The sequence below is a fragment of the Nocardia farcinica genome (assembly GCF_001182745.1).
In the GTDB taxonomy this organism is placed as follows: Bacteria; Actinomycetota; Actinomycetes; order Mycobacteriales; family Mycobacteriaceae; genus Nocardia; species Nocardia farcinica.
In genome coordinates, this window is sequence record NZ_LN868939.1 from 2,371,586 (window position 1) to 2,396,569 (window position 24,984).

General features: G+C 71.5%; 24 protein-coding genes, 2 tRNA genes and 1 pseudogene. 14 read left to right on the plus strand and 13 right to left on the minus strand.

All coding sequences use genetic code 11. The annotated features are described in order from the left end of the window. Window positions 1-16 precede the first annotated feature (16 nt). Window positions 17-88 (plus strand) — tRNA-Gln (locus tag AMO33_RS27665). Between the two features lie 151 nt (window positions 89-239). After that, a tRNA-Glu gene (locus AMO33_RS27670) sits at window positions 240-312 on the plus strand. 98 nt (window positions 313-410) lie between these two features. Here the strand turns inward: AMO33_RS27670 and AMO33_RS27675 are convergent. From AMO33_RS27675 to AMO33_RS27685, 3 genes are all read right to left on the minus strand, one after another. Beyond that, window positions 411-593: a DUF5302 domain-containing protein gene (locus AMO33_RS27675; RefSeq protein WP_060594813.1), complete on the minus strand. Its 183-nt coding sequence runs from the start codon at window positions 591-593 to the stop codon at window positions 411-413. Window positions 594-695: 102 nt separating this feature from the next. Continuing rightward, the gene (locus AMO33_RS27680) at window positions 696-1,253 is read right to left on the minus strand and encodes a pyridoxamine 5'-phosphate oxidase family protein (protein WP_011210748.1); all 558 of its coding nucleotides are present in this window, start codon (window positions 1,251-1,253) and stop codon (window positions 696-698) included. 32 nt (window positions 1,254-1,285) lie between these two features. Next, window positions 1,286-1,987: an IclR family transcriptional regulator gene (locus tag AMO33_RS27685; protein WP_011210747.1), complete on the minus strand. Its 702-nt coding sequence runs from the start codon at window positions 1,985-1,987 to the stop codon at window positions 1,286-1,288. Window positions 1,988-2,142: 155 nt separating this feature from the next. On the opposite strand from AMO33_RS27685, the gene leuC reads away from it, so the two are divergent. The 3 genes from leuC (at window position 2,143) to AMO33_RS27700 (ending at window position 5,072) form a co-directional block, all read left to right on the plus strand. Then, entirely contained in the window at window positions 2,143-3,567 is a 1,425-nt protein-coding gene (gene leuC / locus AMO33_RS27690) for a 3-isopropylmalate dehydratase large subunit (RefSeq protein WP_011210746.1), read from the plus strand. Between the two features lie 39 nt (window positions 3,568-3,606). Next, window positions 3,607-4,215 (plus strand): 3-isopropylmalate dehydratase small subunit, encoded by a 609-nt coding sequence (gene leuD, locus AMO33_RS27695; protein ID WP_011210745.1) that lies wholly within the window; start codon window positions 3,607-3,609, stop codon window positions 4,213-4,215. 158 nt (window positions 4,216-4,373) lie between these two features. Beyond that, complete coding sequence (locus AMO33_RS27700) at window positions 4,374-5,072, plus strand: HU family DNA-binding protein (protein ID WP_011210744.1); 699 nt, start codon at window positions 4,374-4,376, stop codon at window positions 5,070-5,072. A 127-nt stretch (window positions 5,073-5,199) separates the two neighbouring features. Here the strand turns inward: AMO33_RS27700 and AMO33_RS27705 are convergent, their stop codons facing one another. The 3 genes from AMO33_RS27705 to cofC all read right to left on the minus strand — a co-directional run bounded on the left by AMO33_RS27705 (window position 5,200) and on the right by cofC (window position 9,081). Next, window positions 5,200-6,138: an NUDIX hydrolase gene (locus AMO33_RS27705; RefSeq protein ID WP_011210743.1), complete on the minus strand. Its 939-nt coding sequence runs from the start codon at window positions 6,136-6,138 to the stop codon at window positions 5,200-5,202. 20 nt (window positions 6,139-6,158) lie between these two features. Continuing rightward, a complete protein-coding gene (locus AMO33_RS27710; protein ID WP_011210742.1) occupies window positions 6,159-8,327 on the minus strand; it encodes an RNA degradosome polyphosphate kinase in 2,169 nt (722 codons plus the stop codon). Between the two features lie 73 nt (window positions 8,328-8,400). After that, a complete protein-coding gene (gene cofC / locus AMO33_RS27715; protein ID WP_011210741.1) occupies window positions 8,401-9,081 on the minus strand; it encodes a 2-phospho-L-lactate guanylyltransferase in 681 nt (226 codons plus the stop codon). A gap of 31 nt (window positions 9,082-9,112) precedes the next feature. Between cofC and AMO33_RS27720 the strand changes: the two genes are divergently transcribed. Then, the gene (locus tag AMO33_RS27720) at window positions 9,113-10,123 is read left to right on the plus strand and encodes an NAD(P)H-dependent glycerol-3-phosphate dehydrogenase (RefSeq protein ID WP_011210740.1); all 1,011 of its coding nucleotides are present in this window, start codon (window positions 9,113-9,115) and stop codon (window positions 10,121-10,123) included. Between the two features lie 65 nt (window positions 10,124-10,188). Further along, on the plus strand, window positions 10,189-11,280 hold the full coding sequence (locus tag AMO33_RS27725) for a D-alanine--D-alanine ligase family protein (RefSeq protein ID WP_060594814.1): 1,092 nt from the start codon (window positions 10,189-10,191) through the stop codon (window positions 11,278-11,280). Between the two features lie 8 nt (window positions 11,281-11,288). Here the strand turns inward: AMO33_RS27725 and AMO33_RS27730 are convergent, their stop codons facing one another. The 3 genes from AMO33_RS27730 to AMO33_RS27740 form a co-directional block, all read right to left on the minus strand. Next, entirely contained in the window at window positions 11,289-12,452 is a 1,164-nt protein-coding gene (locus AMO33_RS27730; RefSeq protein WP_011210738.1) for an NAD(P)-binding protein, read from the minus strand. After that, on the minus strand, window positions 12,449-13,102 hold the full coding sequence (locus AMO33_RS27735) for a TetR/AcrR family transcriptional regulator (RefSeq protein WP_060594815.1): 654 nt from the start codon (window positions 13,100-13,102) through the stop codon (window positions 12,449-12,451). Before AMO33_RS27735 ends, AMO33_RS27730 begins: the two co-directional genes overlap by 4 nt. Window positions 13,103-13,206: 104 nt before the next feature. Then, on the minus strand, window positions 13,207-13,935 hold the full coding sequence (locus tag AMO33_RS27740; RefSeq protein ID WP_011210736.1) for a DUF3515 domain-containing protein: 729 nt from the start codon (window positions 13,933-13,935) through the stop codon (window positions 13,207-13,209). 99 nt (window positions 13,936-14,034) lie between these two features. Between AMO33_RS27740 and AMO33_RS27745 the strand changes: the two genes are divergently transcribed. From AMO33_RS27745 to AMO33_RS27760, 4 genes are all read left to right on the plus strand, one after another. Continuing rightward, window positions 14,035-15,036 carry a thiamine-phosphate kinase gene (locus AMO33_RS27745; RefSeq protein WP_060594816.1) on the plus strand — a complete coding sequence of 334 codons (1,002 nt, stop codon included), beginning with the start codon at window positions 14,035-14,037 and terminating at the stop codon, window positions 15,034-15,036. A gap of 11 nt (window positions 15,037-15,047) precedes the next feature. Further along, window positions 15,048-15,731: a uracil-DNA glycosylase gene (locus tag AMO33_RS27750; RefSeq protein WP_011210734.1), complete on the plus strand. Its 684-nt coding sequence runs from the start codon at window positions 15,048-15,050 to the stop codon at window positions 15,729-15,731. 70 nt (window positions 15,732-15,801) lie between these two features. Further along, entirely contained in the window at window positions 15,802-16,059 is a 258-nt protein-coding gene (locus AMO33_RS27755; protein WP_011210733.1) for a hypothetical protein, read from the plus strand. Between the two features lie 90 nt (window positions 16,060-16,149). Continuing rightward, window positions 16,150-17,031: an alpha/beta fold hydrolase gene (locus AMO33_RS27760; RefSeq protein ID WP_011210732.1), complete on the plus strand. Its 882-nt coding sequence runs from the start codon at window positions 16,150-16,152 to the stop codon at window positions 17,029-17,031. A gap of 10 nt (window positions 17,032-17,041) precedes the next feature. On the opposite strand, the gene AMO33_RS32745 is transcribed toward AMO33_RS27760, so the two are convergent. From AMO33_RS32745 to rpmB, 3 genes and pseudogenes are all read right to left on the minus strand, one after another. Further along, window positions 17,042-17,818, minus strand: a complete 777-nt coding sequence (locus AMO33_RS32745) for an enoyl-CoA hydratase/isomerase family protein (RefSeq protein WP_041561253.1) — start codon at window positions 17,816-17,818, stop codon at window positions 17,042-17,044. Between the two features lie 126 nt (window positions 17,819-17,944). Continuing rightward, window positions 17,945-18,307 (minus strand): annotated as a pseudogene (locus AMO33_RS32750) (GNAT family N-acetyltransferase); the annotation flags it as partial. 87 nt (window positions 18,308-18,394) lie between these two features. Next, window positions 18,395-18,586: a 50S ribosomal protein L28 gene (gene rpmB, locus AMO33_RS27770; RefSeq protein WP_011210730.1), complete on the minus strand. Its 192-nt coding sequence runs from the start codon at window positions 18,584-18,586 to the stop codon at window positions 18,395-18,397. A 344-nt stretch (window positions 18,587-18,930) separates the two neighbouring features. On the opposite strand from rpmB, the gene AMO33_RS27775 reads away from it, so the two are divergent. Next, window positions 18,931-20,565 carry a DAK2 domain-containing protein gene (locus AMO33_RS27775; protein WP_060594817.1) on the plus strand — a complete coding sequence of 545 codons (1,635 nt, stop codon included), beginning with the start codon at window positions 18,931-18,933 and terminating at the stop codon, window positions 20,563-20,565. Window positions 20,566-20,589: 24 nt separating this feature from the next. Next, window positions 20,590-22,857 (plus strand): ATP-dependent DNA helicase RecG, encoded by a 2,268-nt coding sequence (recG, locus tag AMO33_RS27780; protein ID WP_060594818.1) that lies wholly within the window; start codon window positions 20,590-20,592, stop codon window positions 22,855-22,857. Between the two features lie 22 nt (window positions 22,858-22,879). On the opposite strand, the gene AMO33_RS27785 is transcribed toward recG, so the two are convergent. Beyond that, window positions 22,880-24,301 carry a short-chain fatty acyl-CoA regulator family protein gene (locus tag AMO33_RS27785; protein ID WP_174520494.1) on the minus strand — a complete coding sequence of 474 codons (1,422 nt, stop codon included), beginning with the start codon at window positions 24,299-24,301 and terminating at the stop codon, window positions 22,880-22,882. Between the two features lie 222 nt (window positions 24,302-24,523). On the opposite strand from AMO33_RS27785, the gene AMO33_RS27790 reads away from it, so the two are divergent. Beyond that, entirely contained in the window at window positions 24,524-24,904 is a 381-nt protein-coding gene (locus tag AMO33_RS27790) for an SgcJ/EcaC family oxidoreductase (RefSeq protein ID WP_060594819.1), read from the plus strand. Window positions 24,905-24,984 lie beyond the last annotated feature (80 nt).

Below are 24,984 nucleotides of genomic sequence, written 5' to 3' on the forward strand. Positions count from 1 at the left end.
TGAAAGACCTGGTCAATGGGGTATGGTGTAATTGGCAACACAGCTGATTCTGGTTCAGCCATTCTAGGTTCGAGTCCTGGTACCCCAGCGGAGAATGTTGTACGTCTCTCGGTTCGCGGCCGAAAGTTGTTCAGCATCCGGCGATTTGGTCGCCGGGCTTCGGTCGGCTAAGCTAACCGAGTTCCCACAGATCGAAAGATCTACCGGGTGGTCACTGAGCAAGTGAGTGATCATGTCCTGGCCCCGTCGTCTAGCGGCCTAGGACGCCGCCCTCTCAAGGCGGTAGCGCGGGTTCGAATCCCGTCGGGGCTACGCAAGAAGAAAGGCCCATGCTCATGGCGAGCATGGGCCTTTTTGCTTCGCATTGGTCGTGTGGGGGCGGAGCCCGCAACGCCCCGCCCGGCGAGGGGCTAGCCGCTCTTGCGGCGGAACTCGCGTTTGTGGCCGGCCGCCGCATGGGCGGGGGAGGCCTTCGCGCGGGCGGCGAGATGGGCCTCGGACTTGGTGTGGTGGGCGTTCTTGCGGTCGAGGGCCTCGCGGAACTTGCGCTTCAGGTCCTCGGACGTGCCGGGGGAATCGGTGGAGTCGGTCATGGCGCTCCTTTCGTGGTTCTGCCGGGGTGGCGGCGGCCCGGTGGGCGCGCGCGATCCGGACATCCTCGACGCTAGCGCGGCGGGCGGGCGTTGTCGCTCGAATTACCCGGGGGTGTCCACGGACGGCTGGTCGGCGGTGACCGTGCTGCCGCCGAGCGGCATCGCGGGCAGACCGAGCTTGCGGTGGTCCCAGCTGCGGATACGGGTCGGTACCAGGCGCACCGCCACCCGCTTGTGCAGCATGCTGGCCACCAGCGGGCGCACCTCCTCGCTGTAGGGACCGGTGTAGCGCTCCCACACGCTCACCCCGACCGCCCACAGCTTGTCCGGGTCCTCGACGATCTCGGCCGTGCCCTCGAAGGAGACCCCGCGCAGCTGGTCGTAGGTCTGGCCGGCTTCCACCATGCAGGTGACCCGGGGATCGCGGCGCAGGTTGACCGCCTTCTGCGACTTCGCCTTGGTCTCGAACCAGATCTCCGGCAGCGCGGTCACCGTGCCGTCGGGGCCGCGCTCCCCGCCGATCAGCGCGAACCACATCGCGGTCAGGTGCGGGGTGCCGGTCGGGCCGAGGGTGGCGAGCGTTGCGATGCGGCTGCGCTCGAGGAACTCGGTCACCTCGGTGTCGGACATGACGATCTGTGCGCGTTGGTTGACTCCCATGCGCCAACTGTAGTGACCGGATGTGAAACGTGTTACAGCCGCTTGTGTAGCGCGTCGGCGGCGGCCACCAGATCCGCGGCCCAGCGCGCGCCCGGCCTGCGGCCCATCCGGTCGATCGGGCCCGACACCGAGACCGCCGCGACCACGGCGCCCGCCGTATCGCGCACCGGAGCCGACACGCTCGCCACTCCCGCGGCCCGCTCGGCCGCGCTCTGCGCCCAGCCGCGCCTGCGCACCTCGGCCAGCGCGCGCTCGCCGAACACCGCCTCGGGCAGCACGGTGCGCTGCAACTCGGGCTCGGCCCAGGCCACCAGCACCTTGGCCGCCGAGCCCGCGGTCAGGGGTAGTCGGGCGCCGATCGGCACGGTGTCGCGGAGGCCGGACGGCGGTTCCATCGCCGCCACGCAGATGCGCGCGGTGCCGTCGCGCACGTAGAGCTGCACGCTCTCGCCGGTGATCTCGCGCAACCGGGGCAGAATCAGCCCGGCTGCCTCCTGCAACGGATCGCTCGCGCCCGTGGACAGCTCCGCGAGCGCCGGGCCCGGCCGCCAGATGCCGTTGTTGTCGCGCGCGAGCAGCCGGTGCACCTCCAGGCCGACCGCCAGCCGGTGGGCGGTGGCCCGGGGCAGGCCCGTGCGGGCACAGAGCTCGTTGAGACCGCAGGGCTGCTCCGCGACCGCATGGAGCACCGCCACTGCTTTGTCGAGAACACCGATACCGCTATGCTGTCTCATAGAACGATACTAGCGTCTCGTATGCTGGGAAACGCAACTCCGGCGGGCATCGCCGGGAGATGCGGCTTCCGGCCGGGACGCGCAATCCCCAGAAGTCGAACCGCGGCGGCACAGCCCGCCGTCGCGGCCGCAGCCCGTTCGAAAGGTGATCGAGAATGGCCGACCGCCCACGTACCCTGGCCGAGAAGGTCTGGGAAGAGCACGTCGTCGCCCGGGGTGAGGGCGAGGGCGCCTCGCGCGAGCCGGATCTGATCTACATCGACCTGCACCTCGTGCACGAGGTCACCAGCCCGCAGGCCTTCGACGGCCTGCGCGCCGCGGGCCGCCCGGTCCGCCGTCCCGACCTCACCATCGCCACCGAGGACCACAACGTCCCCACCGTCGACATCGACAAGCCGATCGCCGACCCGATCTCACGCACGCAGGTCGAGACGCTGCGCCGCAACTGCGCCGAATTCGGCATCCGGCTGCACCCGATGGGGGACCTGGAACAGGGCATCGTGCACGTGGTCGGCCCGCAGCTCGGCCTGACCCAGCCCGGCATGACCGTGGTCTGCGGTGACAGCCACACCTCCACCCACGGCGCCTTCGGCGCGCTGGCGATGGGTATCGGCACCAGCGAGGTCGAGCACGTGCTGGCCACGCAGACCTTGTCGCTGCGCCCGTTCAAGACCATGGCGATCAACATCGACGGGCAGCTGCCGCCCGGGGTCACCAGCAAGGACGTCATCCTGGCCGTGATCGCCCAGATCGGCACCGGTGGCGGCCAGGGCTATGTGCTCGAGTACCGCGGCGAGGCCGTGCGCGCCATGTCGATGGAGGCGCGGATGACGATGTGCAACATGTCCATCGAGGCGGGTGCGCGAGCCGGCATGATCGCCCCCGACGAGGTGACCTACGAGTTCCTGAAGGGGCGTCCGCACGCGCCGAAGGGTGCCGACTGGGACGCCGCGGTGGCCGCGTGGGACGCGCTGCGGACCGACGAGGGCGCTGTTTTCGACGCCGAGGTGCACATCGACGCGAGCTCGCTGAGCCCGTTCGTCACCTGGGGCACGAACCCGGGCCAGGGTGCGCCGCTGAGCGCGACCGTGCCCGATCCGGCCGATTTCGCCGACGAGACCGCCCGCGAGGCCGCCGCGAAAGCGCTGCGGTACATGGATTTGACCCCGGGCACGCCGCTGCGCGAAGTCGCCGTCGACACCGTTTTCGTCGGCTCGTGCACCAACGGCCGGATCGAGGATTTGCGGGCGGCGGCCGAAATCCTGAAGGGCCGCCGGGTTGCCGAGGGCGTGCGAATGCTGGTCGTACCGGGCTCGATGCGGGTGCGCGCGCAGGCGGAAAAGGAGGGGCTCGGCGAGATTTTCACCGCCGCGGGCGCCGAATGGCGGCAGGCGGGCTGCTCGATGTGCCTGGGCATGAATCCCGACCAGCTCGAGCCCGGCCAGCGCTGCGCCTCCACCTCGAACCGCAACTTCGAAGGCAGGCAGGGCAAGGGCGGCCGCACCCATCTGGTCTCGCCGCTGGTGGCGGCCGCGACCGCGGTGCGAGGGACCCTGTCCTCACCGGCCGACCTGGACTGACGTCCACCCAGACACCCGAACCGACCCAGGAGAATCCCGATGGAAGCCTTCACCGTGCACAAGGGAATCGGCGTGCCGCTGCGCCGGTCCAATGTCGACACCGACCAGATCATTCCGGCCGTCTACCTCAAGCGGGTCACCCGCACCGGTTTCGAGGACGCGCTGTTCGCCGCATGGCGCTCCGATCCGGACTTCATTCTGAACACCGAGCCCTTCAACCGCGGCACCGTGCTCGTCGCCGGACCGGATTTCGGTACCGGATCCTCGCGTGAGCACGCGGTGTGGGCGCTGTCGGACTACGGCTTTCGAGTGGTCATCTCCTCCCGTTTCGCCGACATCTTCCGCGGCAATGCGGGCAAGGGCGGCCTGCTGGCCGCGCAGATGTCACAGAACGATGTCGAAATGCTCTGGAAGATGATCGAGGAACAGCCCGGCCTCGAATTGGTGGTGGACCTGCGCGACCGCACCGTCACCGCGGGAACCGTCGTGTTGCCGTTCGATATTGATGACTACACCCGGTGGCGTCTGCTGGAAGGATTGGACGACATCGGTCTCACGCTGCGCCGCAGCGACGTCATCGCCGAGTTCGAAAAGGCAAGGCCGACATGGAAGCCCACCACCCTCCCGGCGCCTATTTCGCAGGCGTAATCATCCGGGAGTGATAGCTGGCGCCGATCAGGGGGCGGTAGCTGGACGTGTGCTAAACCATCATGAATTTTGGCGTGGCACATAGACTCTTGCCCAAAGTGGGTTTACCGTGGTACCTAGTCGGTCCGACGACGGGCCATTAGTCTGCGGAGGATTCAATGAACAAGGCGGAACTGATCGACGTTCTGACCGAAAAGTTGGGTACGGACAGGCGCACGGCTACCGCGGCAGTCGAGCATGTTGTCGACACCATCGTGCGTGCAGTGCACAAGGGCCAGAGCGTCACCATCACCGGATTCGGTGTCTTCGAACAGCGCAAGCGTGCCCCCCGTGTCGCCCGGAACCCGCGCACCGGCGAAACCGTCAAGGTGAAAGCCACTTCGGTGCCCGCGTTCCGGCCCGGCGCCCAATTCAAGGCGGTGATCGCGGGTAAGCAGAAGCTGGCCGCGACCGGCCCGGCCGTCAAGCGGGGCGTGAATGCCCCTGTGGCGGCCAAGAAGACGGCGGCCAAGAAGACCACGGCCGCCGCCAAGAAGACCGCCGCCAAGAAGACCACCACGGCCACCAAGGCCCCCGCCAAGAAGACGACGGCGACCAAGGCCCCGGCGAAGTCGACCGCACGGAAGACCACCACGGCCACCAAGACCGCCGCCAAGAAGGCACCCGCGAAGAAGACGACGGCCACCAAGGCTTCGGCGACCAAGGCGTCGGCGACCAAGGCCACCGCGGCCAAGAAGACCACCACCGCCGCCAAGAAGACCACGGCGACGAAGGCCACGGCCGCCAAGAAGACCACGGCCGCGAAGAAGGCGCCCGCGAAGAAGACCGCGGCCAAGAAGACCGCCGCCCGCCGCTGAAGCGGCCCACCCACACCCCGCCGCTGGACCGAGAACGGCCCCGGGAAGTCTCCCGGGGCTGTTTCGGCTTGTGGGGATCGGGTTTTCGATCATGGGGGAATTCCCCTAACGATCCCCTAGCCGAAGGTCACGATTTCACTACGCCGGTCGAGAGCGAGCGGTCCATGTGGTCGGCGTCGACGAGTTGTCCGCCGGCGATCGACAGCACCCAGACGCTGCCCTTGCGATTGCGCGCGGGCGGCAGCTTCAATCCGTCGCGTTCGGCCCACCGGTCGAGCAGGTCGGGAATGACCTTGCCCTGGCTGCACACAACCCGGACGTGCGCAGGCGAGACCAGCTCGGCCAGCCTGGCCAGGCCCGCGTCCGGATCGGCGGCGTAGCCCTCCTCCGACAGCAGCGGTTCGAGCGTGATCGGCACGCCGAGCCGCTCGGCCAGCGGCTCCACGGTCTGCACGCAGCGCAGCGGCGGCGCGGAGAACACCTGGGCGGGTCCGAAGGCGAGCAGATTGTCCGCCAGCGCCCTGGCCTGCTCCTGCCCGGCCCGTTCCAGCGGTCGCTGCTCATCGGGCCCGTCGAAGCGTTCCCGGTGGCCGGCCTTGGCGTGCCGCACCAGCAGCAGGGTGGCGGTGTCGGCGGGCAGGCGGGCGAAGGTGCGTACCACCTGCCGGTCCATCGGATAGGACAACTGGTCCATCACCTTGTCGAGCGGATACCAGCCCAACTCGTCCACTTCGGCGTTGGCGTGGAACTCGCCGTCGGCGACCTCGGCCGCCCAGTAGTCCACGCGCTTGAGTTTGCGGTGCCCGGGGATCGGATAGGTGACGTGACCGAGGTAGCGGCCGAGCCGGCAGTTCAGGCCCGTTTCCTCCCGGACTTCGCGCACCGCGGCGAGCACGGGGGTCTCGCCGGGGTCGAGTTTGCCCTTCGGCAGCGACCAATCCTGATATTTCGGCCGGTGCACCACCGCGATCTCGATCGTGCCCGCCGGGGAGCGCCGCCACACCACCGCACCCGCGGCATGAATATTGGCTGTCACCCGGGGATCCCAGAACGGCCCGCCGTCCATCGTGTATCCCGCGCTCTCGCTCACTGCTGGTCCGGCCTCCGTAGGCGCATCAGGAACTGCTGGTGGTCGCGCACCTGCCCGTCCGCGGTGCCCGCACGGTCCGGGGAAGCCTGCCAACTGCCGTCGGGTTGGAGCACCCAGCAGCGGGTGGTGGGGGCCAGCGCCGAGTCGAAGACCTGGCCGAGTTGCTCGCGCAGCTTCGGGTCCTTCACCTGTGCCATCACCTCGACCCGGCGGTCCAGATTGCGGTGCATCATGTCGGCGCTGCCGATCCAGTACTCGTCCTGCGCCTGGAAGTGCATGATCCGCGAGTGCTCGAGGAACCGGCCCAGGATCGAGCGCACCTCGATGTTCTCGCTCATGCCGGGAACGCCGGGCTTGAGGCCGCAGATGCCGCGCACCACGATCTGCACCGGCACACCGGCCTGGGAGGCACGGTAGAGCGCGTCGATCACCTGCTCGTCCACGATCGCGTTGGCCTTCAACCGGATTCGCGCCGACGCGCCCCGCTGGGCCAGTTCGATCTCGCGCTGGATGCGTTCGATGATGCCCGCCCGTACGCCCTGCGGCGCGACCAGCAGGTTGCGATAGTTCGCCTTGCGCGAGTACCCGGTCAGCGAGTTGAACAGGTCGGTCAGGTCGGCGCCGATTTCCGGTGCGGCGGTGAGCAATCCGACGTCCTCGTAGAGGCGGGCGGTCTTGGGGTTGTAGTTGCCGGTGCCGATGTGGCAGTAGCGGCGGATGGTCGAGCCCTCGCGGCGCACCACCAGGCAGGTCTTGCAGTGCGTCTTCAACCCGATCAGGCCGTAGACCACGTGCACGCCTGCCTGCTCCAGCGTGCGGGCCCACTTGATGTTGGCCTGCTCGTCGAAGCGGGCCTTGATCTCCACCAGCGCGACCACCTGCTTGCCCGCCTCGGCCGCGTCGATGAGCGCGTTGACGATCGGCGAGTCACCCGAGGTGCGGTACAGCGTCTGCTTGATGGCCAACACCTGCGGGTCGGCGGCGGCCTGCTCGATGAAGCGCTGCACGCTGGTGGAGAAGGAGTCGTAGGGGTGGTGCACCAGCACGTCGCCCTCGCGCAGCGCGGCGAACACGTTGCGCGGGGTCTCGCGCTCGCCGAAGGCGGGCGGGGTGGCCGGGACGTAGGGCGCGTCCTTGAGGTTGGGGCGGTCGACGCTGTAGACCTGCCAGAGGCAGGACAGGTCGAGCAGACCGGGCACCTGGATGACGTCACCCGGGTCGACATCGAGTTCGCGCAGCAGCAGATCGAGCATGTGCTCGGTCATGTCGTCGGAGACCTCGAGCCGCACCGGCGAACCGAAGCGGCGCCGGGCCAGTTCGCGTTCCAGCGCCTGCAGCAGATCCTCGTCGCGGTCTTCGTCGACCTCGAAATCGGCGTTGCGGGTGATCCGGAAGGAGTGGTGCTCGACCACTTCCATGCCGGGGAACAGCTGGTCCAGGTGGGCGGCGATGAGCGCTTCCATCGGCAGGAACGCCGCGATCGTCGAGCCGTCGGTGCGGCGCACCCGCACGAAGCGGTCGACGTTGTCGGGGACCTTGACGCGGGCGAAGTGCTCGCCGCCGGTCAGCGAATCCTTCACCGTCACCGCGAGGTTGAGGCTGAGTCCGCTGATGTAGGGGAACGGGTGCGCCGGGTCGACCGCGAGCGGGGTGAGCACCGGAAAGACCTGGTCCTGGAAGTAGGCCGACAGGCGACCGCGTTCGTCGGCGTCGAGGTCGTTCCAGTCGATGATGGCGATGCCCTCGGCGGTGAGCGCGGGCAGGACCGAGTCGAGGAACACCCGCGCGTGCCGGTCGGCGATCTCCTGGGTGCGCGCGGTGATCATGGCCAATTGCTCGCTGGGCGAGCGGCCGTCGGCGGAGCGAACCGACAGGCCGGTTTCTGCACGGCGCTTGAGCCCGGCGACCCGCACCATGTAGAACTCGTCGAGGTTGGACGCGAAGATCGCCAGGAACTTCGCCCGTTCCAACAGGGGGAGCGAGGCGTCCTCGGCGAGCGCGAGAACGCGCGCGTTGAAGTCGAGCCAGCTCAACTCGCGGTTCAGGTAGCGATCTCGTGGCAACCGCTGCGTCGCCTGGTCTGCCTGAGGGGGAGTCGCGGCCGGCGGTGGCGTGGGCAGCTGCTGCTGCTTGACGGTTTCCGTATCGCTCACGCCACCGATCATCCCTTACCGACCACGCGGTGTGCACGTCGACGCCGCCGAACACCTGGCGAATCCCAGGTGCCGCGGCGACCCCCTAGCACACCCGGCGGGCCGGTTCGTGAACACGGCAGGACCAGCCGATGTCGCGCAGGAGTGCGCGTGTCGACGAACCGGCGCCCAACTCCACCGCGCGCTCCAGATCGGCGGCGGTGTCCACGTCGCGGCGCAGCCCCGGCCACTCGCCCGGCAGATCCACCGCGCCCGCGGCGATGTGGCGCCGTGCCGAATCCGGGCCGAACGCCGGGGCCAGCTCGCCGCCGTCGCGCACGAGCAGCGCCGCGGTGCCGGTGCCCGCGTGGTCGGTGACGATCGCGCGTCCGCCGCGCGGCGCCGTCGCCAGCACGTCGGCCAGTTCGTCGGGACGCAGTGCGGGCAGATCGGCCTGGAGCGCCAGCAGGTCGACGCCACCGTGGCGCGCCCGCACCCCGGCCGCCGCGGCGGCCAGCGCGGCGTTGAGGCTGTCGGCGGAATCGGCGGCAGGCTCGGGATGCACGTGCCCGCCGAGCGAGCGAGCCAGGTCGGCGACCGCGGCGTCCGGGGTGACCACGGTGACCGCGGCGATGCCCGGCACGGACGTCGTCGCGGTCATGGTGTCGGCGAGCATGGCCAGCACCAACCGGGCCCGGTGCTCGGGGCGCAACCGGTCGGCGAGACGGCTCTTGGCCTGATCCAGGCGCTTGACCGCGATCAGGGCGTGCACGGCGTGCGGACGCATGCGCCCAATCCTTGCATGGCATATTGGGTTGATGACGAGGGCGGCAGTACTTGGTGCGGGTTCCTGGGGAACCGCGTTCGCGAAGGTGTTGGCCGACGCGGGAACAGAGGTGACGATCTGGGCGCGGCGCCCGGAGATCGCCGAGGCGTTGGCCACCGAACACCGCAATCCCGCCTACCTTCCGGACGTGCAACTACCCGCCGTATCGGCCACGCACGACGCCGAGGCCGCGCTCGACGGCGCGCAACTGGTCGTGCTCGCGGTGCCCTCGCAGTCGCTGCGGGCCAACCTCACCGGATGGCGGCCCGCGCTGCGCGCCGCCATCGACGAGCACGACGCCACACTGCTGAGTCTGGCGAAGGGCATCGAGACCGGCACGCTGCTGCGGATGAGTCAGGTCATCGCGGAGGTGACCGGCGCCGAGGAACGCCGCATCGCGGTGCTCTCCGGTCCGAACCTGGCCAGGGAGATCGCGGCCGGACAGCCCGCCGCGACCGTCATCGCCTGTTCCGACGCCGCCCGGGCGGAGGCCGTGCAACAGGCCAGCTACACCGGCTATTTCCGCCCGTACACCAACACCGACGTGATCGGCTGCGAGATCGGCGGCGCCTGCAAGAACGTGATCGCGCTGGCCTGCGGCATCGCGGCGGGCATGGGTCTGGGTGACAACTCCATCGCCAGCCTCATCACCCGCGGCCTCGCCGAGATCATGCGGCTGGCGGTGACCCTCGGCGCGGAGCCGGTGACGCTGGCCGGGCTGGCCGGGGTCGGCGACCTGGTCGCCACCTGCACTTCGCCGCTGTCGCGCAATCGTTCCTTCGGGCACGTGCTCGGCGCGGGCGGATCGATGGAGGCGGCGCAGCAGGCGACCCATGGACAGGTCGCCGAGGGTGTGAAGTCGTGCACATCGGTGCGGGCGCTGGCCGCCGCGCACGAGGTGGAGATGCCGTTGACCGACGCCGTGCACCGGGTGTGCCACGAGGGCATTTCGGTTCGCGAGGCCGTCGGCAGCCTGCTCGGACGCCGCATCAAGCCGGAGTAGGGACCCCAGAAGTCCGGGCACGGGCAGCGACGGAGAAGCCCGCCGCGCCCGGTACCGTTCGGTGCATGACGAACCGGATCAGGGTGGCTGTGGTGTTCGGTGGGCGGAGCAACGAGCACGCGGTGTCGTGTGTCTCGGCCGGGAGCGTGCTGCGGCACCTCGATCCCACCAGATACGAGGCCGTCCCCATCGGCATCACGCCACAGGGCGGCTGGGTGCTGGCGAGTTCCGACGTCGCCGCGATCGGCCTGAGCCACGAGGCGCTGCCCTCGGTGGACGCCGGCGGCACCGCCCTGACCCTGACCGCCGACCCCACCCGCGGTGGCGAGCTGGTCGCGCTCGACGACGCGGGCGCGGTGCTCGGGACGGTGGACGTGGTGTTCCCGATCCTGCACGGTCCGTTCGGCGAGGACGGCACGCTCCAGGGCATGCTCGAACTCGCCGGGGTGCCCTATGTCGGGCCCGGCGTGTTGGCCAGCGCCGCGGGCATGGACAAGGAGTTCACCAAGAAACTGCTCGCCGCCGAGGGGCTTCCGGTCGGCACCCAGGTGGTGCTGCGGCCCGGCACCGCGACCCTCACCGAGGAACAGCGCGAGCGGCTCGGCCTGCCGGTGTTCGTGAAACCGGCGCGGGCGGGTTCCTCGATCGGCATCACCAAGGTCGACGACTGGGCGGCGCTGGACACCGCGATCGCGGCCGCGCGCGAACACGATCCGAAGGTGATCGTGGAGGCGGGCATCGTCGGCCGCGAGGTGGAATGCGGCGTGCTGGAATTCCCGGACGGCCGGATCTCGGCCAGCGTGCTCGCCGAGATCCGGATGCCCGAGGGCGACGGGCCACAGTTCTACGACTTCGACACCAAGTACCTCGACGACGTGTGCGAATTCGACGTCCCGGCCAAGCTCGACGACGACATCGCCGAGCAGGTCCGCGAACTGGCCGTGCGGGCCTTCCAGGCCCTGGACTGCCAGGGCCTGGCCCGCGTCGACTTCTTCGTCACCGCCGACGGCCCGGTCATCAACGAGATCAACACCATGCCGGGCTTCACCTCGATCTCGATGTACCCGCGCATGTGGGAGGCCACCGGCATCGACTACGGGACACTGGTGTCGACGCTGATCGAGACGGCGCTGGCGCGGGGGACCGGGCTGCGGTAGCGGACGGGTCACACCGCGCGGGCGGCGCGGGCGCACGCGGCGACGGCCGCGCGGGCGGCGTGCAGTGCGCTGTTGATCGAGATCTCGCCGCGCATCCCGGGCGCGGCGACCATGTCGCCGGCCAGGAACACGTCGTCACCGCGGACCACCGCGGGGCGGTCGCGCCAGGTCTGTCCCGGCAGATCCAGCGCGCCGGTGCGGCCCTTCGCCGTCGCGGTGCGGCGGAAGGTGGCCCGATCCCGCCAGCCGGGCACCGCGAGATCGGCGAAGCGGGCCAGCCGATCCTGCGCGGCACGCGGGGATTCCCCGGCCCGCACCGGCATCTGGAGCTGGAACAGCGAGTGGCCCGCCGGGGCGATCGTCGGGTCCTGCATGGTGTAGCTCTCGTGGAAGCCGCCCTCGTCGAGGTCGAACAGGATCGTCCGGTCGCGGCGGTCGGCGGGTACACCGAGGTCGAGCAGCGCGGCGTGGCCGCTGGTCCACGCGAGCGTGTCGTCGCCGAGCAGGCGGCGGGCCGCGTGCAGATCGGTGGCGACCACGACCGGGCCGCCGGACGGCAGGGCGTCCAGGCGCGCGCCCGTCTCCACGACCACGCCGAGTTCGGCTGCGCGCGCTGCCATCCGATCGATCACGCGTTGCCAGCCGCCGCGCACCCAGCGCACGGCGGGCACCTTCGGGCCGAACACCCGGCCCACCAGGTCCCAGACGAACGCGGCCGACAGGCGGCCGGTATCGGCGTCGTAGGTGGCCACCGCGATGGCGTTGGCCATTCTGGTCGCGGTGCGTTCGCCCCAGCGCCCGGCCGCCCAGGACCGGAAATCCTGATCCACCGGGGCGGTGACCGGGCGCAGCTGAGCGCGCAGCACGTCCATGGGGAGCATCGGACGCACCCGGCCGTCGGCACGGAAACCGAAGCGCGCCATGGCCGCCGGGCCGGGCAGGCCGAGTCCGGCGACGAACCCGCGCCGCTTCAACCACGCGTAGTGCGGGCCGTCGGCGTAGAAGACGTGGGCGCCCTCGTGGGCGACGTAGGGCGGGGCGGTGGCGCGGGCGCGGCCGCCCAGGGTGGCGTGCGCCTCGTACAGGCGTACCGGCACGCCGGCCTCCGCGCACGCGATGGCCGCGGTCAGCCCGGCCAGGCCGCCGCCGACGACGGTGATCGTGGTGGTCATGATCGTTCCTCTCCCTCGGGGCCCGCCCAGTCGAGCCGGGCGGCGGTGAGTTCGGCGGTGGCGCGCAGGTAGCTGTCGGCATCGATCGCCGCGGGATGGTCGCCACCGAAGATGTCGCGGATGAGCCAGAAGTGCGAGATCGCGCCGACGACGACGGCCGCGGTGGGTCCCCAGTCCCGGTCGCGGTGCTCGGGTGCGGCCAGCCCGGCCAGTGCCCGCGTGACCACCAACATCACCGTCGCGTACTCCTCGCGCCGGAACACCTCCAGTACGGACGGGTCGATGCTGTTGTCCCGCAGCAGGATTCGCGTCACATCCCGGTCGTGCTCCAGGCGGTCCAGCCCGATCCGGCACAGCACCGCCAGCCGGTCGGCGGTGCTACCACCCGGTGCCGCCGCGGCCAACGTCTCGGCGATGGGATGCTGCGGATCCAGCAGCCGCGTCCATTCGGCGCCGCGCTCGGTCAGCCGGTGCGCCACCGCCGCGGTGAGCAGCGCGTCCTTGGACCGGAAGTGCCGGTACAGCGCGCCCGAGCCGCCGGAGAGTCCGGCCTCCTGTTCGATCTGGGCCACCGATGTCGCGGCGAAGCCGCGCTCGCCGAACAGGCGCAGGGCGGCCGAGATGATGCGTTCGCGGGTGGACGGGGCCACATCGCCTCCTTGTAAGTAACCACTTACTTACAGTGAAGCGGCACCGGCGTGCGCTGGCAAGAGGGGTGTGGGAATCGCCACGGGGACAGCCGTCCCCCCAATGGTCAGTTGGGGAGCGGGCCGGGGTCGATCTCGCGGGCGGGAAGGGTGGCGGTGATGGTGTCGGAGACGGTTTGCAGGGGGGTGGGGCCGGAACTGTCGGGAACCGTCAGGGCGATGTAGGTCTCGCGGTCCACGGCGAACCAGGTGCTGGTCGCCGCGGCGTCGTCGCGGATCTGGAACCACTGCACGCCGTTGACGATCTGCAACGACGAGGCGCGGTTGAACTCGAGTGGGCGGTCCAGGCCGCAGCGCAGCACGACGGGCTCGCCCTCGCCCTCCGGCTGCCAGGCGCGCGTGGCGGGCGGCGCGGGCTCGATCAGGGTGGCCTTGGTGTAGTCGCCGAGGTCGGCGGGCAGCGCGGGCAGCAGCGCCTGGCATGCCGGACCGTCCGCGGCGGGGGCCGGGACCGGGCCCAGCGCGAGCGGCTCGCGTTCGGTGGGCAGGTTGCGCGCCATCACCGCCGCGACCAGCACACCGACGACGAGGATGACCGGCAGCGCGACGGCGGTCGCGATCAGGGCGGGGGAGTAGGCCCGTTCGGCGGGCTCCGGGTCGACGGACTCCTGCTCGGCCTCGTCGGCGGGCTCGGGGTTCCCGGCGGGCGGTTTGTCGAGGGACGGGCGGTCGGTCTCGGTTCCGGCCCGGTCGCCGTCGGGGCGCTGGGCGCCGTCCGCTGCCTCGCGGCCGCCGTCCTCGCGTTCGGCGCCGTCGTCCGGCGAATCCGCCGCCATGCCCCGGGTCCTTTCCTCGTCCGCCTCGATGGTCTCGGTCGGGATCAGGGTACCGTCGAGCGGATTTCTGCCTGCACGACCGTCGCGGAAGGAGGACCGATGATCGGCGAGGACGGGACGCCGCCGACGGTGCGCGAGCTCGGGGAGTTCGCGCTCATCGAGCGGATCAACGCCGGTCGTCGGCAGGGCCCGGAGGTGCTGCTCGGCCCGGGGGACGACGCGGCGGTGGTGGCGGCGCCGGACGGGCGGTTCGCGGTGAGCACCGACATGCTCGTCGAGGGCAGGCATTTCCGGCTGGACTGGTCGACACCGCACGACGTCGGCCGCAAGGCCATCGCCCAGAACGCCGCCGACGTGTTCGCGATGGGCGCGCGGCCGACCGCCTTCGTGGTCGCCCTCGGCTGTCCCGCCGACACCCCGGTCGAGGTGATCGACGGACTCGCGGCGGGCATGTGGGCCGAGGCGGAGCGGGTGGGCGCGTCCGTCGCGGGCGGTGACCTCGTGCGCAGCCGCGAGGTGGTCGTCTCGATCACGGCCTTCGGCGACCTGGGCGGACTACCGCCGATCACCCGGGCCGGTGCGCGGCCGGGCCACGTGGTCGCGGTCGCGGGCCGGCTCGGCTGGTCGGCGGCCGGCTTGGCGGTGCTGACCACCGGTGCGGCGCCGGACGGTCCGCGGGCCGAAGCGGTGGCGCTGCACCGGGTTCCGCACCCGCCGTACGAGGCGGCGCCGGTGGGTGGCGGCCCGCGCCCGCACGCGTTGACCGACGTCTCCGACGGCCTGCTGGCCGACCTCGGCCACATCGCCGACGCCTCCGGGGTGGCGATCGACCTGTCCGCGTCCGCGTTGCGCGACGACGCACTGACCGCACTCGCCGCCACGATGAATGTCGATGCGCGGCAATGGGTTCTGGGTGGCGGCGAGGATCACGCCTTCGTCGGCGCCTGGGCGCGGGAGGCGCCGCTGCCGCCGGGCTGGCGGGCGATCGGGACGGTCCGCGCGGGGTCGGGGGTCACCGTGGACGGGATGAGCTGGGACGGCGCCGTGGGCTGGGAATCGTTCCGTGGGGCGGAGGCTGCGCCGGGAAACGAACCGCGATAGGTTGTGCGGTCATGGGCGCGAAACCACTGTCGGAAATCATGGATCCGGGCTGGGCGCAGGCGCTGGAGCCGGTGGCCGACCGCATCAGGGCGATGGGTGATTTCCTGCGGGCCGAGAACGCGGCCGGACGCGGCTACCTGCCCGCGGGCGAGAATGTGCTGCGCGCGTTCCAGCGGCCGTTCCGCGACGTGCGGGTGCTGATCGTCGGCCAGGACCCCTACCCGACGCCGGGGCACCCGATGGGCCTGAGTTTCTCGGTGGCGCCGGATGTTTCGCCGATTCCACGCAGCCTGGCCAACATCTTCGCCGAACTGCACAAGGACCTCGGCCACCCGACACCCTCCTGCGGCGACCTCACCCCGTGGTCGGATCAGGGTGTGCTGCTGCTGAACCGGGTGCTCACGGTCTCGCCCGGCCAGCCGGCCTCCCATCGCGGCAAGGGGTGGGAGGCGGTGACCGAGCAGGCCATCCGCGCGCTGGTCGCCCGGGACGAACCCCTGGTCGCGATCCTCTGGGGCCGCGACGCCGCCACCCTGAAGCCGCTGCTCACCGAGGCCGAGGTGCCCTACATCGAATCGGCCCATCCCTCCCCGCTGTCGGCGTCGCGGGGATTCTTCGGCTCCCGGCCGTTCTCGCGGGCCAACGAACTGCTCGACGAACTCGGCGCCGAGCCGGTCGACTGGCGCCTGCCCTGACCATCCCACCGTGTCCCGGGCGCTCCGGGGCCTGTTCCATCGCACGACACATCGATTGAGGAGCACCACCATGCAGCACACCACCGTTCGCGCCGGTCTGCGCGGTACCACCGCGACCCTGGCGTTGGCCGCCGCCCTGGCCGGGGGCGCGTCCGTCGCGAACGCCGAGCCGTTGCGGCTCGAGCCCGCCGCGCCGAGCGCGGTCGAGACCGCGCCGGTGGCCGAGGAGTTCACCTCGTCCGGCTCGTCCACCATCTCCGCCTCGGTCAACGCGAAGATCGCCTGCACCTTCCAGCGCACTTTCAGCGCGATGCCGCTGGACTGCTGACCTGTCGCGACGCCGGGCCGGCGGACAGCCGCCCGGCCCGGCGCGCAGGGGGGACTGTGAGGAAGCACTCATCTGTGCGATCCTCGGATCGTGAGTAATGCGAACTACCTTCTCGAGCCGCAGACGCTGCGGCTGCGCGGCTCGGGCGGGCTCGAGCTGGCCGCCGACCTGTTCGGCCCCGAGGACGGGCCGCTGGTGATCTTCCTGCACGGCGGCGGCCAGACCCGGCACTCCTGGAAACGCACCGGCGCCGCGCTGGCCGCGGGCGGACTGCGGGTGGTCACGCTGGACGCGCGTGGCCACGGCGACAGCCAGTGGGCCCCCGACCGCGACTACAGCCGCGCGGTGATGGTGGCGGATCTGCTCGCGGTGCTCGACCAACTCGGCGCGACCCCCGAGCGGGGTGCCGTGGTGGTTGGCGCCAGCATGGGTGGCATCACCGGACTGCTGGCCACCGCGCAGCCGGGCGGTGCCGCGATTCGCGCGCTGGTCCTGGTCGACATCGTCACCCGGCCCCAGCCCGAGGGCGTCGAGCGGGTGATGACCTTCCTGGGCAAGCACCGCGACGGCTTCGACACCGTCGAGCAGGCCGCCGACGCGGTCGCGGCCTATCTGCCGCACCGCCCCCGGCCGAAGAACCACGACGGCCTGCTGCGCAACCTGCGCCACCGCGACGGCCGCTGGTACTGGCACTGGGATCCGGACATGATCGACGGCCGGACCGCCGACGCCGACACCGACAGCATGGCCGCGCTGCTCGAGCCCGCCGCCCGCGCGCTCACCATCCCGGTACTGCTGGTGCGCGGCCGGATGTCGGATGTGGTGAGCGAGGAGGCGGTCGCCGAATTCCTGGAGCAGGTGCCGCACGCGCAGGTGGTGGAGATCGGCAACGCCGCGCACACCGCGGCGAGCGACGACAACGACGCCTTCACCGACGCCGTCGCGGAGTTCGTGCTCGCCGCGGCGCGCTGATCCGCGGCGGTCAGAACCGGGGCGGGCGCTTCTGCACGAACGCGTCCACACCCTCCCGGCCCGCCGGGCTGTTCGCGGCCGCGGCGATGCCGTCCCGCTCGCGGTCGAGCTGGTCGCTCAGCGACGAGGTCAGCGAGGCCCGCAGCAGTTCCTTCATGCCCGCGTAGGTGGTGCGCGGTCCGCGTGCCAGCGTCACCGCCAACTCCCGCGCCGCCTCACGGACCGCGTCGTCGGCGACGAGCCGGCTGAGGATGCCCAGGCGCACGGCCTCCTCGGCGTCGAGCACCGCGTCGGTGAGCAGGATCTCCCGGGCCCGGCCCATGCCGACCACCCGGGGCAGGGTCCACGACATGCCGCCGTCCGGGCTGAGCCCGATGCCCGGATACGCCGGGCGCAGCTTGGTCGACGGGCCGCCGAGGGCGATGTCGGCGGCGAGCACGAGGCTCATGCCCGCACCGGCGGCCCAACCCTGGACCCCGGCGACCACGGGGACGGTGGTCGCGTCGAGTGCGCGCACGAACTCGTGCAGGTCGGTCGCCAGCCCGTGGATGTGCGCGCCGCGATCCTCGGCGGCGGCGAAACCGCGCACGTTGCCGCCCGCGCAGAAGTTCGCGCCCGTACCGGTGAGCAGGACCGCACCCACCTCCGCGCCGCGCTCGCGCAAGGCCGTGGTGCCTGCGGCGATGCCGGCGAAATCCAGTGCGGTGCCGTTGGCGGCGGTGGCGATGGTGATCTGCAGGACGCCGTCGGCGGTGGTGATGTACTCGGTCTGCTCGGTGGAGGTCATGCTCGGCACCTTAGCGGCGGGCCGGACCATGCGGACCTGGGGTAGGGCCGTGAACGCCTCCGGCCCGCGTTCGCCGGAGGCGGTGAAGCCGTGCCTGCGGTAGAAGGCGCGGGCCCGGGGATTGTCTTCGAAGACCCACAGACTCGTGGCGACGCCGGGGTCGAGGACCGCGTCGAGCAGGTCGTCGGCCACCCCGGTGCCGTACCACCCGGCACGGACGTAGAGGGCGCGCAGCTCGCCGTGGGCGGCGGTGGCGAAACCGATCACGTCGTCGCCGACGAGCGCGACGCGGGTGCGACCGGAACGGTCGTCGCGGAGGTCGCGGGTCACCGCGGCGGCCCGGCGGTCGACGTCGAACGCGTCGAGGATCGGCGCGGGGACCAGGCCGCGGTAGGCCTCACGCCAGGAGGCGATGTGGCAGGCGGCGATGCCGCGGGCGTGCGCGGTGGTGGCGGGCAGGATGCGCCACGGCCGGTTCGTGGTCCTCATCGGAGACCGGTGGGACGACAACGCCCCGGCTCACCCGAAGGGGTGCCGGGGCGTGTGCGGAACAGCGTGAATCAGCCGCGGAGCGAATCAGCCGCGGACGACCTTGCCCGCCTTCAGGCAGGAGGTGCACACGTTCATGCGGCGGGTGTTGCCCGGGGCGACCTGGGCACGCACGGTCTGGATGTTCGGGTTCCAACGACGGTTGGTGCGCCGGTGCGAGTGCGAGACCGACTTCCCGAAGCCGGGGCCCTTGGCGCAGACGTCGCAGACGGCAGCCATAGTCGCGAACTCCTTCATGTCAGGTGGGGACCGCCGCCCGGAACGAGCGGCATGTCCGGAAACAATGTCGTGATGTGCCCCTGCCGGCTGACACCGGCGTGCGCCAACCTCGGCGGGCGGCGCGCGGCAACCCTGCAAGAGTAACCGCCCGACCCCCGATCGGCCAAACCGGGGGCCGCGGGGCAGCCGCCGACGCCGAGGTCACGTGCCCCGGCGGCGGTCGTCGCCGCTGTGCGGCCGGTGTCGGCGCGGGCCGCTAACCTGGCGGGCGGCGGTGGACAGCGGTGCGAGGGAGTGAGGTGACAGTGCCCGGGGAGCGGGAAACGATCGACAGCGCTGCGCTGATGCTCTGGGGGCGGCTCTGCCTCGAGGGGCTGGCCGAGCGCCGCGAGGAGATCAACTCGCTCAACGTGTTCCCCATCCCCGACGCGGACACCGGCACCAACCTGCTGGCCACCATGCGGGCCGCGGTCGCGGCGGCCGAAGACCGGGTCGGCGCCTCCCACGGCACCGCGCACGAGGTCGCGACCGCCATGGCGCGCGGCGCGACCGCGGGCGCGCGCGGCAATTCCGGGATCATCCTGTCGCAGCTGCTGCGCGGCATCGCCGAGGCGAGCGAACCCGGCCCGCTGACGGCGGCGACCCTGCCGCGGGCCTTGCGGCGGGCGGCCGAACTCGTGCGGGCCGCGCTGAGCGCACCGGTGGAGGGCACCATCCTCACCGTGCTCGAGTGCGCGGCCGACAGCGCGTCGGCCTGCCGCGAGCCGTCGTTGGCCGAGGTCGCCGTGGCCGCGGCCGACGGTGCCGCCAAGGCGCTCGGCGACACCCCCTCGCAGTTGCCGGTGCTGCGCGCGAACGGCGTCGTCGACGCGGGCGCGCGCGGACTGGTGGTGCTGCTCGACGCGCTGGTCGCGGTGACCCGCGGGCACCGTCCGGCCCGGCCGGAGTACCGGCGGCCCGCGGCTGTCCCCGGCGCGCGGCCCGCCGCTCCCGGCCACGCGGTGGCGCGGACACCGGCCGCGTCCGCGTCCGCGTCGGAGGGCCCGCCGACGCCGGGGTTCGAGGTGATGTACCTCGTCTCCGACTCCGACGACGCGCGGATCGAGCGACTCCGCGGCGCCTTGACCGTGCTGGGCGACTCGGTGGTGGTGGTGGGCGACGGCGCGGGCACCTGGTCGGTGCACGTGCACTGCGCGGATGCCGGGGCGGCGGTGGAGGCCGGCCTGGCCGCGGGGACGCCGCGCGGCATCAGGATCGAGAGCTTCGATATCGACGGCGTCGGCCCGGACGGCGGGCACGCCGACGACGAGCCCGAGGACGGTCCGGCCGACCGCGGGGTGCTCGCGGTGGCGACCGGCGCCGACGCGGCGGCGCTGTTCGAGGCGGCGGGCGCGGTGGTGCTCGACGACCATCCGGTCACCTCGGCCGGTCTGCTCTCGGCGATCCGGCAGATGCCGCACCGCGAGGTGCTGGTGCTGCCCAACGGCGCGCTCCCCGCGCACGAGCTGGTGGCCGTCGGTGTGGCCGCGCGTGGTGAGCATCGCGACGTGCTGCTGCTGCCGAGCGGGTCGATGGTGCAGGGACTGGCCGCGCTGGCGGTCCACGACCGCGCCCGCATCGCCGTCGACGACGCCTTCGCCATGTCCGAGGCCGCCGCCGCCACCCGCTGGGGTTCGCTGCGCCGCGCCGAGCAGCGCGCGCTCACCATGGTCGGCACGTGCGCCCCGGGCGAGGGTCTCGGCCTGGTGGGACACGACGTCGTCGTCATCGACCGGGACGTGCCCGGTGCCGGGCGCACGCTGCTGGACCGGATGCTCGGTCTCGGCGGCGAGCTCGTGACGCTGCTGCTGGGCGCCGACGCCGATCCCGGGCTGGCCGAGGAGCTGTGCGCGCACATCGAGGCGGGATTCCCCGGCGTCGAGGTGGCGGTGTACCCGGGCGGACAGCGGGGGGATCTGGTGCAGATCGGGGTGGAATGAACGGTGTGGAATGAGGGCTGACACATGGCGACACTGAGCGACCGGCTCGACCACATCCTCGGCGCGAAGGCGGCCGACTCGCTGGCCGACGCCTTCGACATGCACACCGTCGAGGATCTGCTGCGGCACTACCCGCTCCGGTACGCGACCCAGGGCCAGCCGCTCACCGAGGAGGCGCCCGAGGACGGCTCGCACATCACCGTGATCGGCCGGATCGCCAAGACCGAGCTGCGCCCGATGCGCAACCGCCGCGGCTCGCTGCTGAAGGTGCAGCTCGACACCGGCTCGGGCCGCCCGGTCGATGTCACCTTCTTCAACGGCGACAAGGTCAAGTACGTCGTGAAACAGGGCCTGCGGGCGATGATGTCGGGCAATGTCAGCTATTGGCGGCCGGGCAGCTGGAGCCTGAGCCACCCCGGTTACCTGATCCTGCCCGAGACCGAGGACGAGTCGGTCGGCACGATGACCAGGGTGCGCGGCGGCGGTGATCTGCGCGGATTGGCCGAGAGCGCGAAAGGCGCTGCCGGAGTGGACGTCTCGTTCATGTCGCGGGAGTTCATCCCGGTCTATCCGGCGACGGCGAAGGTGCAGAGCTGGGATCTGCTGGCCTGCGTGCGCCAGGTGCTCGAACAACTCGATCCGATCGACGACCCGCTGCCGCAGGACATCCGCGAGGAGCGCGGGCTGCTGCCGGTCTCGGATGCGCTGCGGCTGATCCACCTGCCCGAGCACCGCGCCGACATCGATCGCGCCCGGGACCGGCTGCGCTTCGACGAGGCGCTGGCCCTGCAGCTGGTGCTGGCCGAACGCAGGCACGAGGTGTCCGGGCGCACCGCGCGCCCGTGCCCGCCGCGGCCCGACGGCATCGCGGCAGCCTTCGCCGAGCGGTTGCCGTTCGAGTTGACCGCGGGGCAGCAGAAGGTGATCGGGGAGATCTCCGCCGACCTCGCCCGCACCCATCCCATGCACCGGCTGTTGCAGGGCGAGGTGGGGTCGGGCAAGACCATCGTCGCGCTGCACGCCATGTTGCAGGTGGTGGACGCGGGGCAGCAGTGCGCGCTGCTCGCCCCCACCGAAGTCCTCGCCGCCCAGCACTACCGCTCGCTCACCGCGATGCTGGGCGAGCTGGGGACCGCCGGTGAACTCGGCGCGGCCGAGCACGCCACCCGGGTCGTGCTGGTGACCGGGTCGATGTCGGCGAGTGCGAAGAAGGCGGCGCTGCTGGCGGCGGTCACCGGCGAGGCCGGGATCGTGATCGGCACCCACGCGCTGATCCAGGACAACGTCGAGTTCTTCGACCTGGGCATGGTGATCGTCGACGAACAGCACCGTTTCGGCGTGGAACAGCGCGACGCCCTGCGCGCCAAGGCCAAGGCCGGGGCAAGTCCGCACCTGCTGGTGATGACCGCGACCCCGATCCCGCGCACGATCGCCATGACCACCCTCGGCGACCTGGAGACCTCCACGCTCACCGAACTGCCGCGCGGCCGTTCGCCGATCACGTCCAAGGTGGTGCCGCGCAAACTGCATCCGAACTGGGTGGACCGCGCGTGGGAGCGCATCCTGGAAGAGGTCGGGCAGGGCCGCCAGGCGTATGTGGTGTGCTCGCGCATCGGCGACGACGAGGAGGGTGGCAGGACCGCCAAGGGGCGCAAGGCCGCCGAGGAGAAGGAGCCGCCGCCGACGCAGGCGGTGCTCGACGTGTTCGAGATGCTGCGGCACGGGCCGCTGGCCTCGGTGCGGGTCGGCCTGTTGCACGGCAGGCTGCCCGCCGACGAGAAGGACGAGGTGATGCGCGCCTTCCACGAGGGCGCGGTGGACGTGCTGGTCTGCACCACCGTCGTCGAGGTCGGCGTGGACGTGCCGAACGCGACGGTGATGGTGATCGTCGACGCCGACCGGTTCGGCGTGAGCCAGCTGCACCAGCTGCGCGGGCGCGTCGGCCGCGGCGCGCATCCGGGCCTGTGCCTGCTGGTGACCGACGCGGCGCCGGGCGGGTCGGCGATGACGCGGCTGGAGGCGGTCGCGGCAACCAACGACGGGTTCGAGCTCGCCGTGCTCGACCTGCGCCAGCGGCGCGAGGGCGATGTGCTCGGCTCGGCCCAGTCCGGCACCGCCCGCTCCCTGCGGCTGCTGTCGCTGCTGGACGATCTCGAAGTGATCACCACGGCGCAGGACTTGGCGCGCCGGCTGGTCGAGGCGGACCCGGGCCTGCGCGAGCACCCGGGCCTGGCCGCGATGATGCACGCCGCCGTGGACGCCGAACGGCTGGAATACCTCGCCAAGTCCTGAGCCGCCCGCGGCCGGTCGCCGGCTAGCGCGGCAGGCGTGGGTAGGGCAGGTCGGTGCTGGTGTGCTCGCTCACCGTGAGCGGGCTGCCGATCTGTGGAAAGGCGCGTTGCGGGCAGGCCGGGCGCTCGCAGACCTTGCAGCCCGCGCCGATCGGCACCGCGGCGGCGGGATCGTCCACCGGCAGTCCCGCCGAATACACCAGCCGGTCGGCGTATTCGATGTCGCAGCCGAGGCCGATGGCGAATTCCCTGGTGGCGCCGCCGAATCCGCGCGGCGCGGGGGCGGTGGTGCGGGCGATCCAGAGGTAGCGCCGCCCGTCGGGCATCGCGGCCACCTGGGTCAGGATGCGGCCGGGCTGGGCGAAGGCCTCGTGCACCACCCACAGTGGGCAGCTGCCACCGACCCGGGAGAAGTGGAAGGCGGTGGCGGACTGGCGCTTGGAGATGTTGCCCGCCCGATCGGTGCGCACCAGGAAGAACGGCACGCCGCGTTGCCCTTGCCGCTGCAGAGTGCTCAGCCGGTGGCAGACCGTCTCGAAGCCGACCTCGAACCGCAGGCTCAGCAGGTCGATGTCGTAGCGCAGTTCCTCGGCCGAGCGCAGGAACCGGCCGTAGGGCAGGATCAGCGCCGCGGCGAAGTAGTTGCCGAGGCCGACCCGGGCCAGCGCGCGGGATTCGCCGGTGAGCGACGGTGTTTCGGCGAGCACGGCGTCGAGCTGATCGCCGTGCAGGAGGAAGCCCAGCGTCGCCGCGATCTGGAAGGCCCGCTGGCCGGGCCGCAGCCGCCTGGCCAGCGTCAGCGTGCGGCTCTCGGGGTCGTAGTGGCGCTTGGGGATGGCGGGGTCGGCGCCGTCGCCGCGTACCAGCACCGTCACGCCCGCGCGTTCCTCGGCGACCCGCGCCAGCTGGCGATCCAGCGAGCCGATCGTCAGCCCGCACTCCTCGAACATCTGCTCGGCGGCGTGATCGAGCTGGGGGATGTGGTTGTGGTGGTCGTAGAAGAAGTCCCGTACGTCCTCGTAGGGCATCGGCACCCCCGGCGCGCCCGCGGGGGTGGCGACCCGCGCCGAGAGCAGATCCAGCTGGTCGGTGGCCGCGCGCAGCCGCCGGTGCATGGCCACCAGGATGCGGGCCACTTCCGGCTGCCGGGTGGCCAGCTCCTCGACCTCGGTGAGCGGGGCGCTGTCCCCGCCTGCGGCGTCGACCAGTACGTCGTGCAGATCGGAGACCAGCCGCGCGTCGGAGTCGGCGGCGAAGAACTGCACGTCCAGATCGAACGTGGAATTGAGCTTGAGCAACACCGGGATGGTGAGCGGTCGCTGGTCGCGCTCGAGCTGATTGAGGTAGCTGGGCGAGAGATCGAGGGATTTGGCCAGCGCGGCCTGGGTCATCCGCCGTTCCTCGCGCAAGCGCCGCAACCGGGCACCCGCGTACATCTTGCGCACGGGCGCAAATCCTAGACCCTTCGCGCTTCGCAGACCTCGCCGTCGCGCGGCTTGTCGGCGCCGGAATCCCACTGCGGCAACGCATTCTGACGTCGGGCGCGGCTGTGTAGCGTGCGAAGGCCCCGGCGGGCCGCAGCGCGCGTTCCGCCGAACCCGCGTGAGACCAAGCGGTTGTTTGCTTCAATCGGAAGCCGTCCCCGCCGCCGACGAGAAGAGTGCCCCATGACCGACCCCGACGCCGTCGTCCGCGCCCTGTGCCAGGCCTGGTCGACCCCCGACCCCGACGCGATCGCGGCCTACTTCGCCGAGGACGCCGTGTACCACAACATCCCGATGGAGCCGGTCGTCGGCCGCACCGCCATCCGGGAGTTCGTCGCGGGATTCCTGACCACCTTCGAGGCCATCGATTTCGAGATCCACCACCAGGTGGCCGCCGACGGCGTGGTGATGAACGAGCGCACCGACACCATGCGCGGCAAGGACGGCCGAGCCACGCCGCTGCCGGTCATGGGTGTGTTCGAGGTGCGCGACGGCCTGATCACGGCCTGGCGCGACTACTTCGACATGGCGGCCGTGACCGCCGCGTTCGCGCCACCGGAGTGAGCCGCCGGGCGCCACGGGCGTGTGACGGGCGGATGAACGAAACTTCGCAACCTTGCCAGCCAAAGTTGTGAAGAAGATGC

Coding starts and splice junctions, on each gene's coding strand:
- AMO33_RS27745 (WP_060594816.1), top strand. CDS start 14,035: ATGATCGGCGAGGACGGGACGCCGCCGACGGTGCGCGAGCTCGGGGAG.
- AMO33_RS27730 (WP_011210738.1), bottom strand. CDS start 12,452: ATGACCACCACGATCACCGTCGTCGGCGGCGGCCTGGCCGGGCTGACC.
- AMO33_RS27680 (WP_011210748.1), bottom strand. CDS start 1,253: ATGGGAGTCAACCAACGCGCACAGATCGTCATGTCCGACACCGAGGTG.
- AMO33_RS27705 (WP_011210743.1), bottom strand. CDS start 6,138: ATGGACGGCGGGCCGTTCTGGGATCCCCGGGTGACAGCCAATATTCAT.
- AMO33_RS27710 (WP_011210742.1), bottom strand. CDS start 8,327: ATGATCGGTGGCGTGAGCGATACGGAAACCGTCAAGCAGCAGCAGCTG.
- leuC (WP_011210746.1), top strand. CDS start 2,143: ATGGCCGACCGCCCACGTACCCTGGCCGAGAAGGTCTGGGAAGAGCAC.
- AMO33_RS27740 (WP_011210736.1), bottom strand. CDS start 13,935: ATGGCGGCGGATTCGCCGGACGACGGCGCCGAACGCGAGGACGGCGGC.
- AMO33_RS27755 (WP_011210733.1), top strand. CDS start 15,802: ATGCAGCACACCACCGTTCGCGCCGGTCTGCGCGGTACCACCGCGACC.
- leuD (WP_011210745.1), top strand. CDS start 3,607: ATGGAAGCCTTCACCGTGCACAAGGGAATCGGCGTGCCGCTGCGCCGG.
- AMO33_RS27725 (WP_060594814.1), top strand. CDS start 10,189: ATGACGAACCGGATCAGGGTGGCTGTGGTGTTCGGTGGGCGGAGCAAC.
- AMO33_RS27720 (WP_011210740.1), top strand. CDS start 9,113: ATGACGAGGGCGGCAGTACTTGGTGCGGGTTCCTGGGGAACCGCGTTC.
- AMO33_RS27750 (WP_011210734.1), top strand. CDS start 15,048: ATGGGCGCGAAACCACTGTCGGAAATCATGGATCCGGGCTGGGCGCAG.
- AMO33_RS27775 (WP_060594817.1), top strand. CDS start 18,931: ATGCTCTGGGGGCGGCTCTGCCTCGAGGGGCTGGCCGAGCGCCGCGAG.
- AMO33_RS27675 (WP_060594813.1), bottom strand. CDS start 593: ATGACCGACTCCACCGATTCCCCCGGCACGTCCGAGGACCTGAAGCGC.
- rpmB (WP_011210730.1), bottom strand. CDS start 18,586: ATGGCTGCCGTCTGCGACGTCTGCGCCAAGGGCCCCGGCTTCGGGAAG.
- recG (WP_060594818.1), top strand. CDS start 20,590: ATGGCGACACTGAGCGACCGGCTCGACCACATCCTCGGCGCGAAGGCG.
- AMO33_RS27685 (WP_011210747.1), bottom strand. CDS start 1,987: ATGAGACAGCATAGCGGTATCGGTGTTCTCGACAAAGCAGTGGCGGTG.
- AMO33_RS27790 (WP_060594819.1), top strand. CDS start 24,524: ATGACCGACCCCGACGCCGTCGTCCGCGCCCTGTGCCAGGCCTGGTCG.
- AMO33_RS32745 (WP_041561253.1), bottom strand. CDS start 17,818: ATGACCTCCACCGAGCAGACCGAGTACATCACCACCGCCGACGGCGTC.
- cofC (WP_011210741.1), bottom strand. CDS start 9,081: ATGCGTCCGCACGCCGTGCACGCCCTGATCGCGGTCAAGCGCCTGGAT.
- AMO33_RS27700 (WP_011210744.1), top strand. CDS start 4,374: ATGAACAAGGCGGAACTGATCGACGTTCTGACCGAAAAGTTGGGTACG.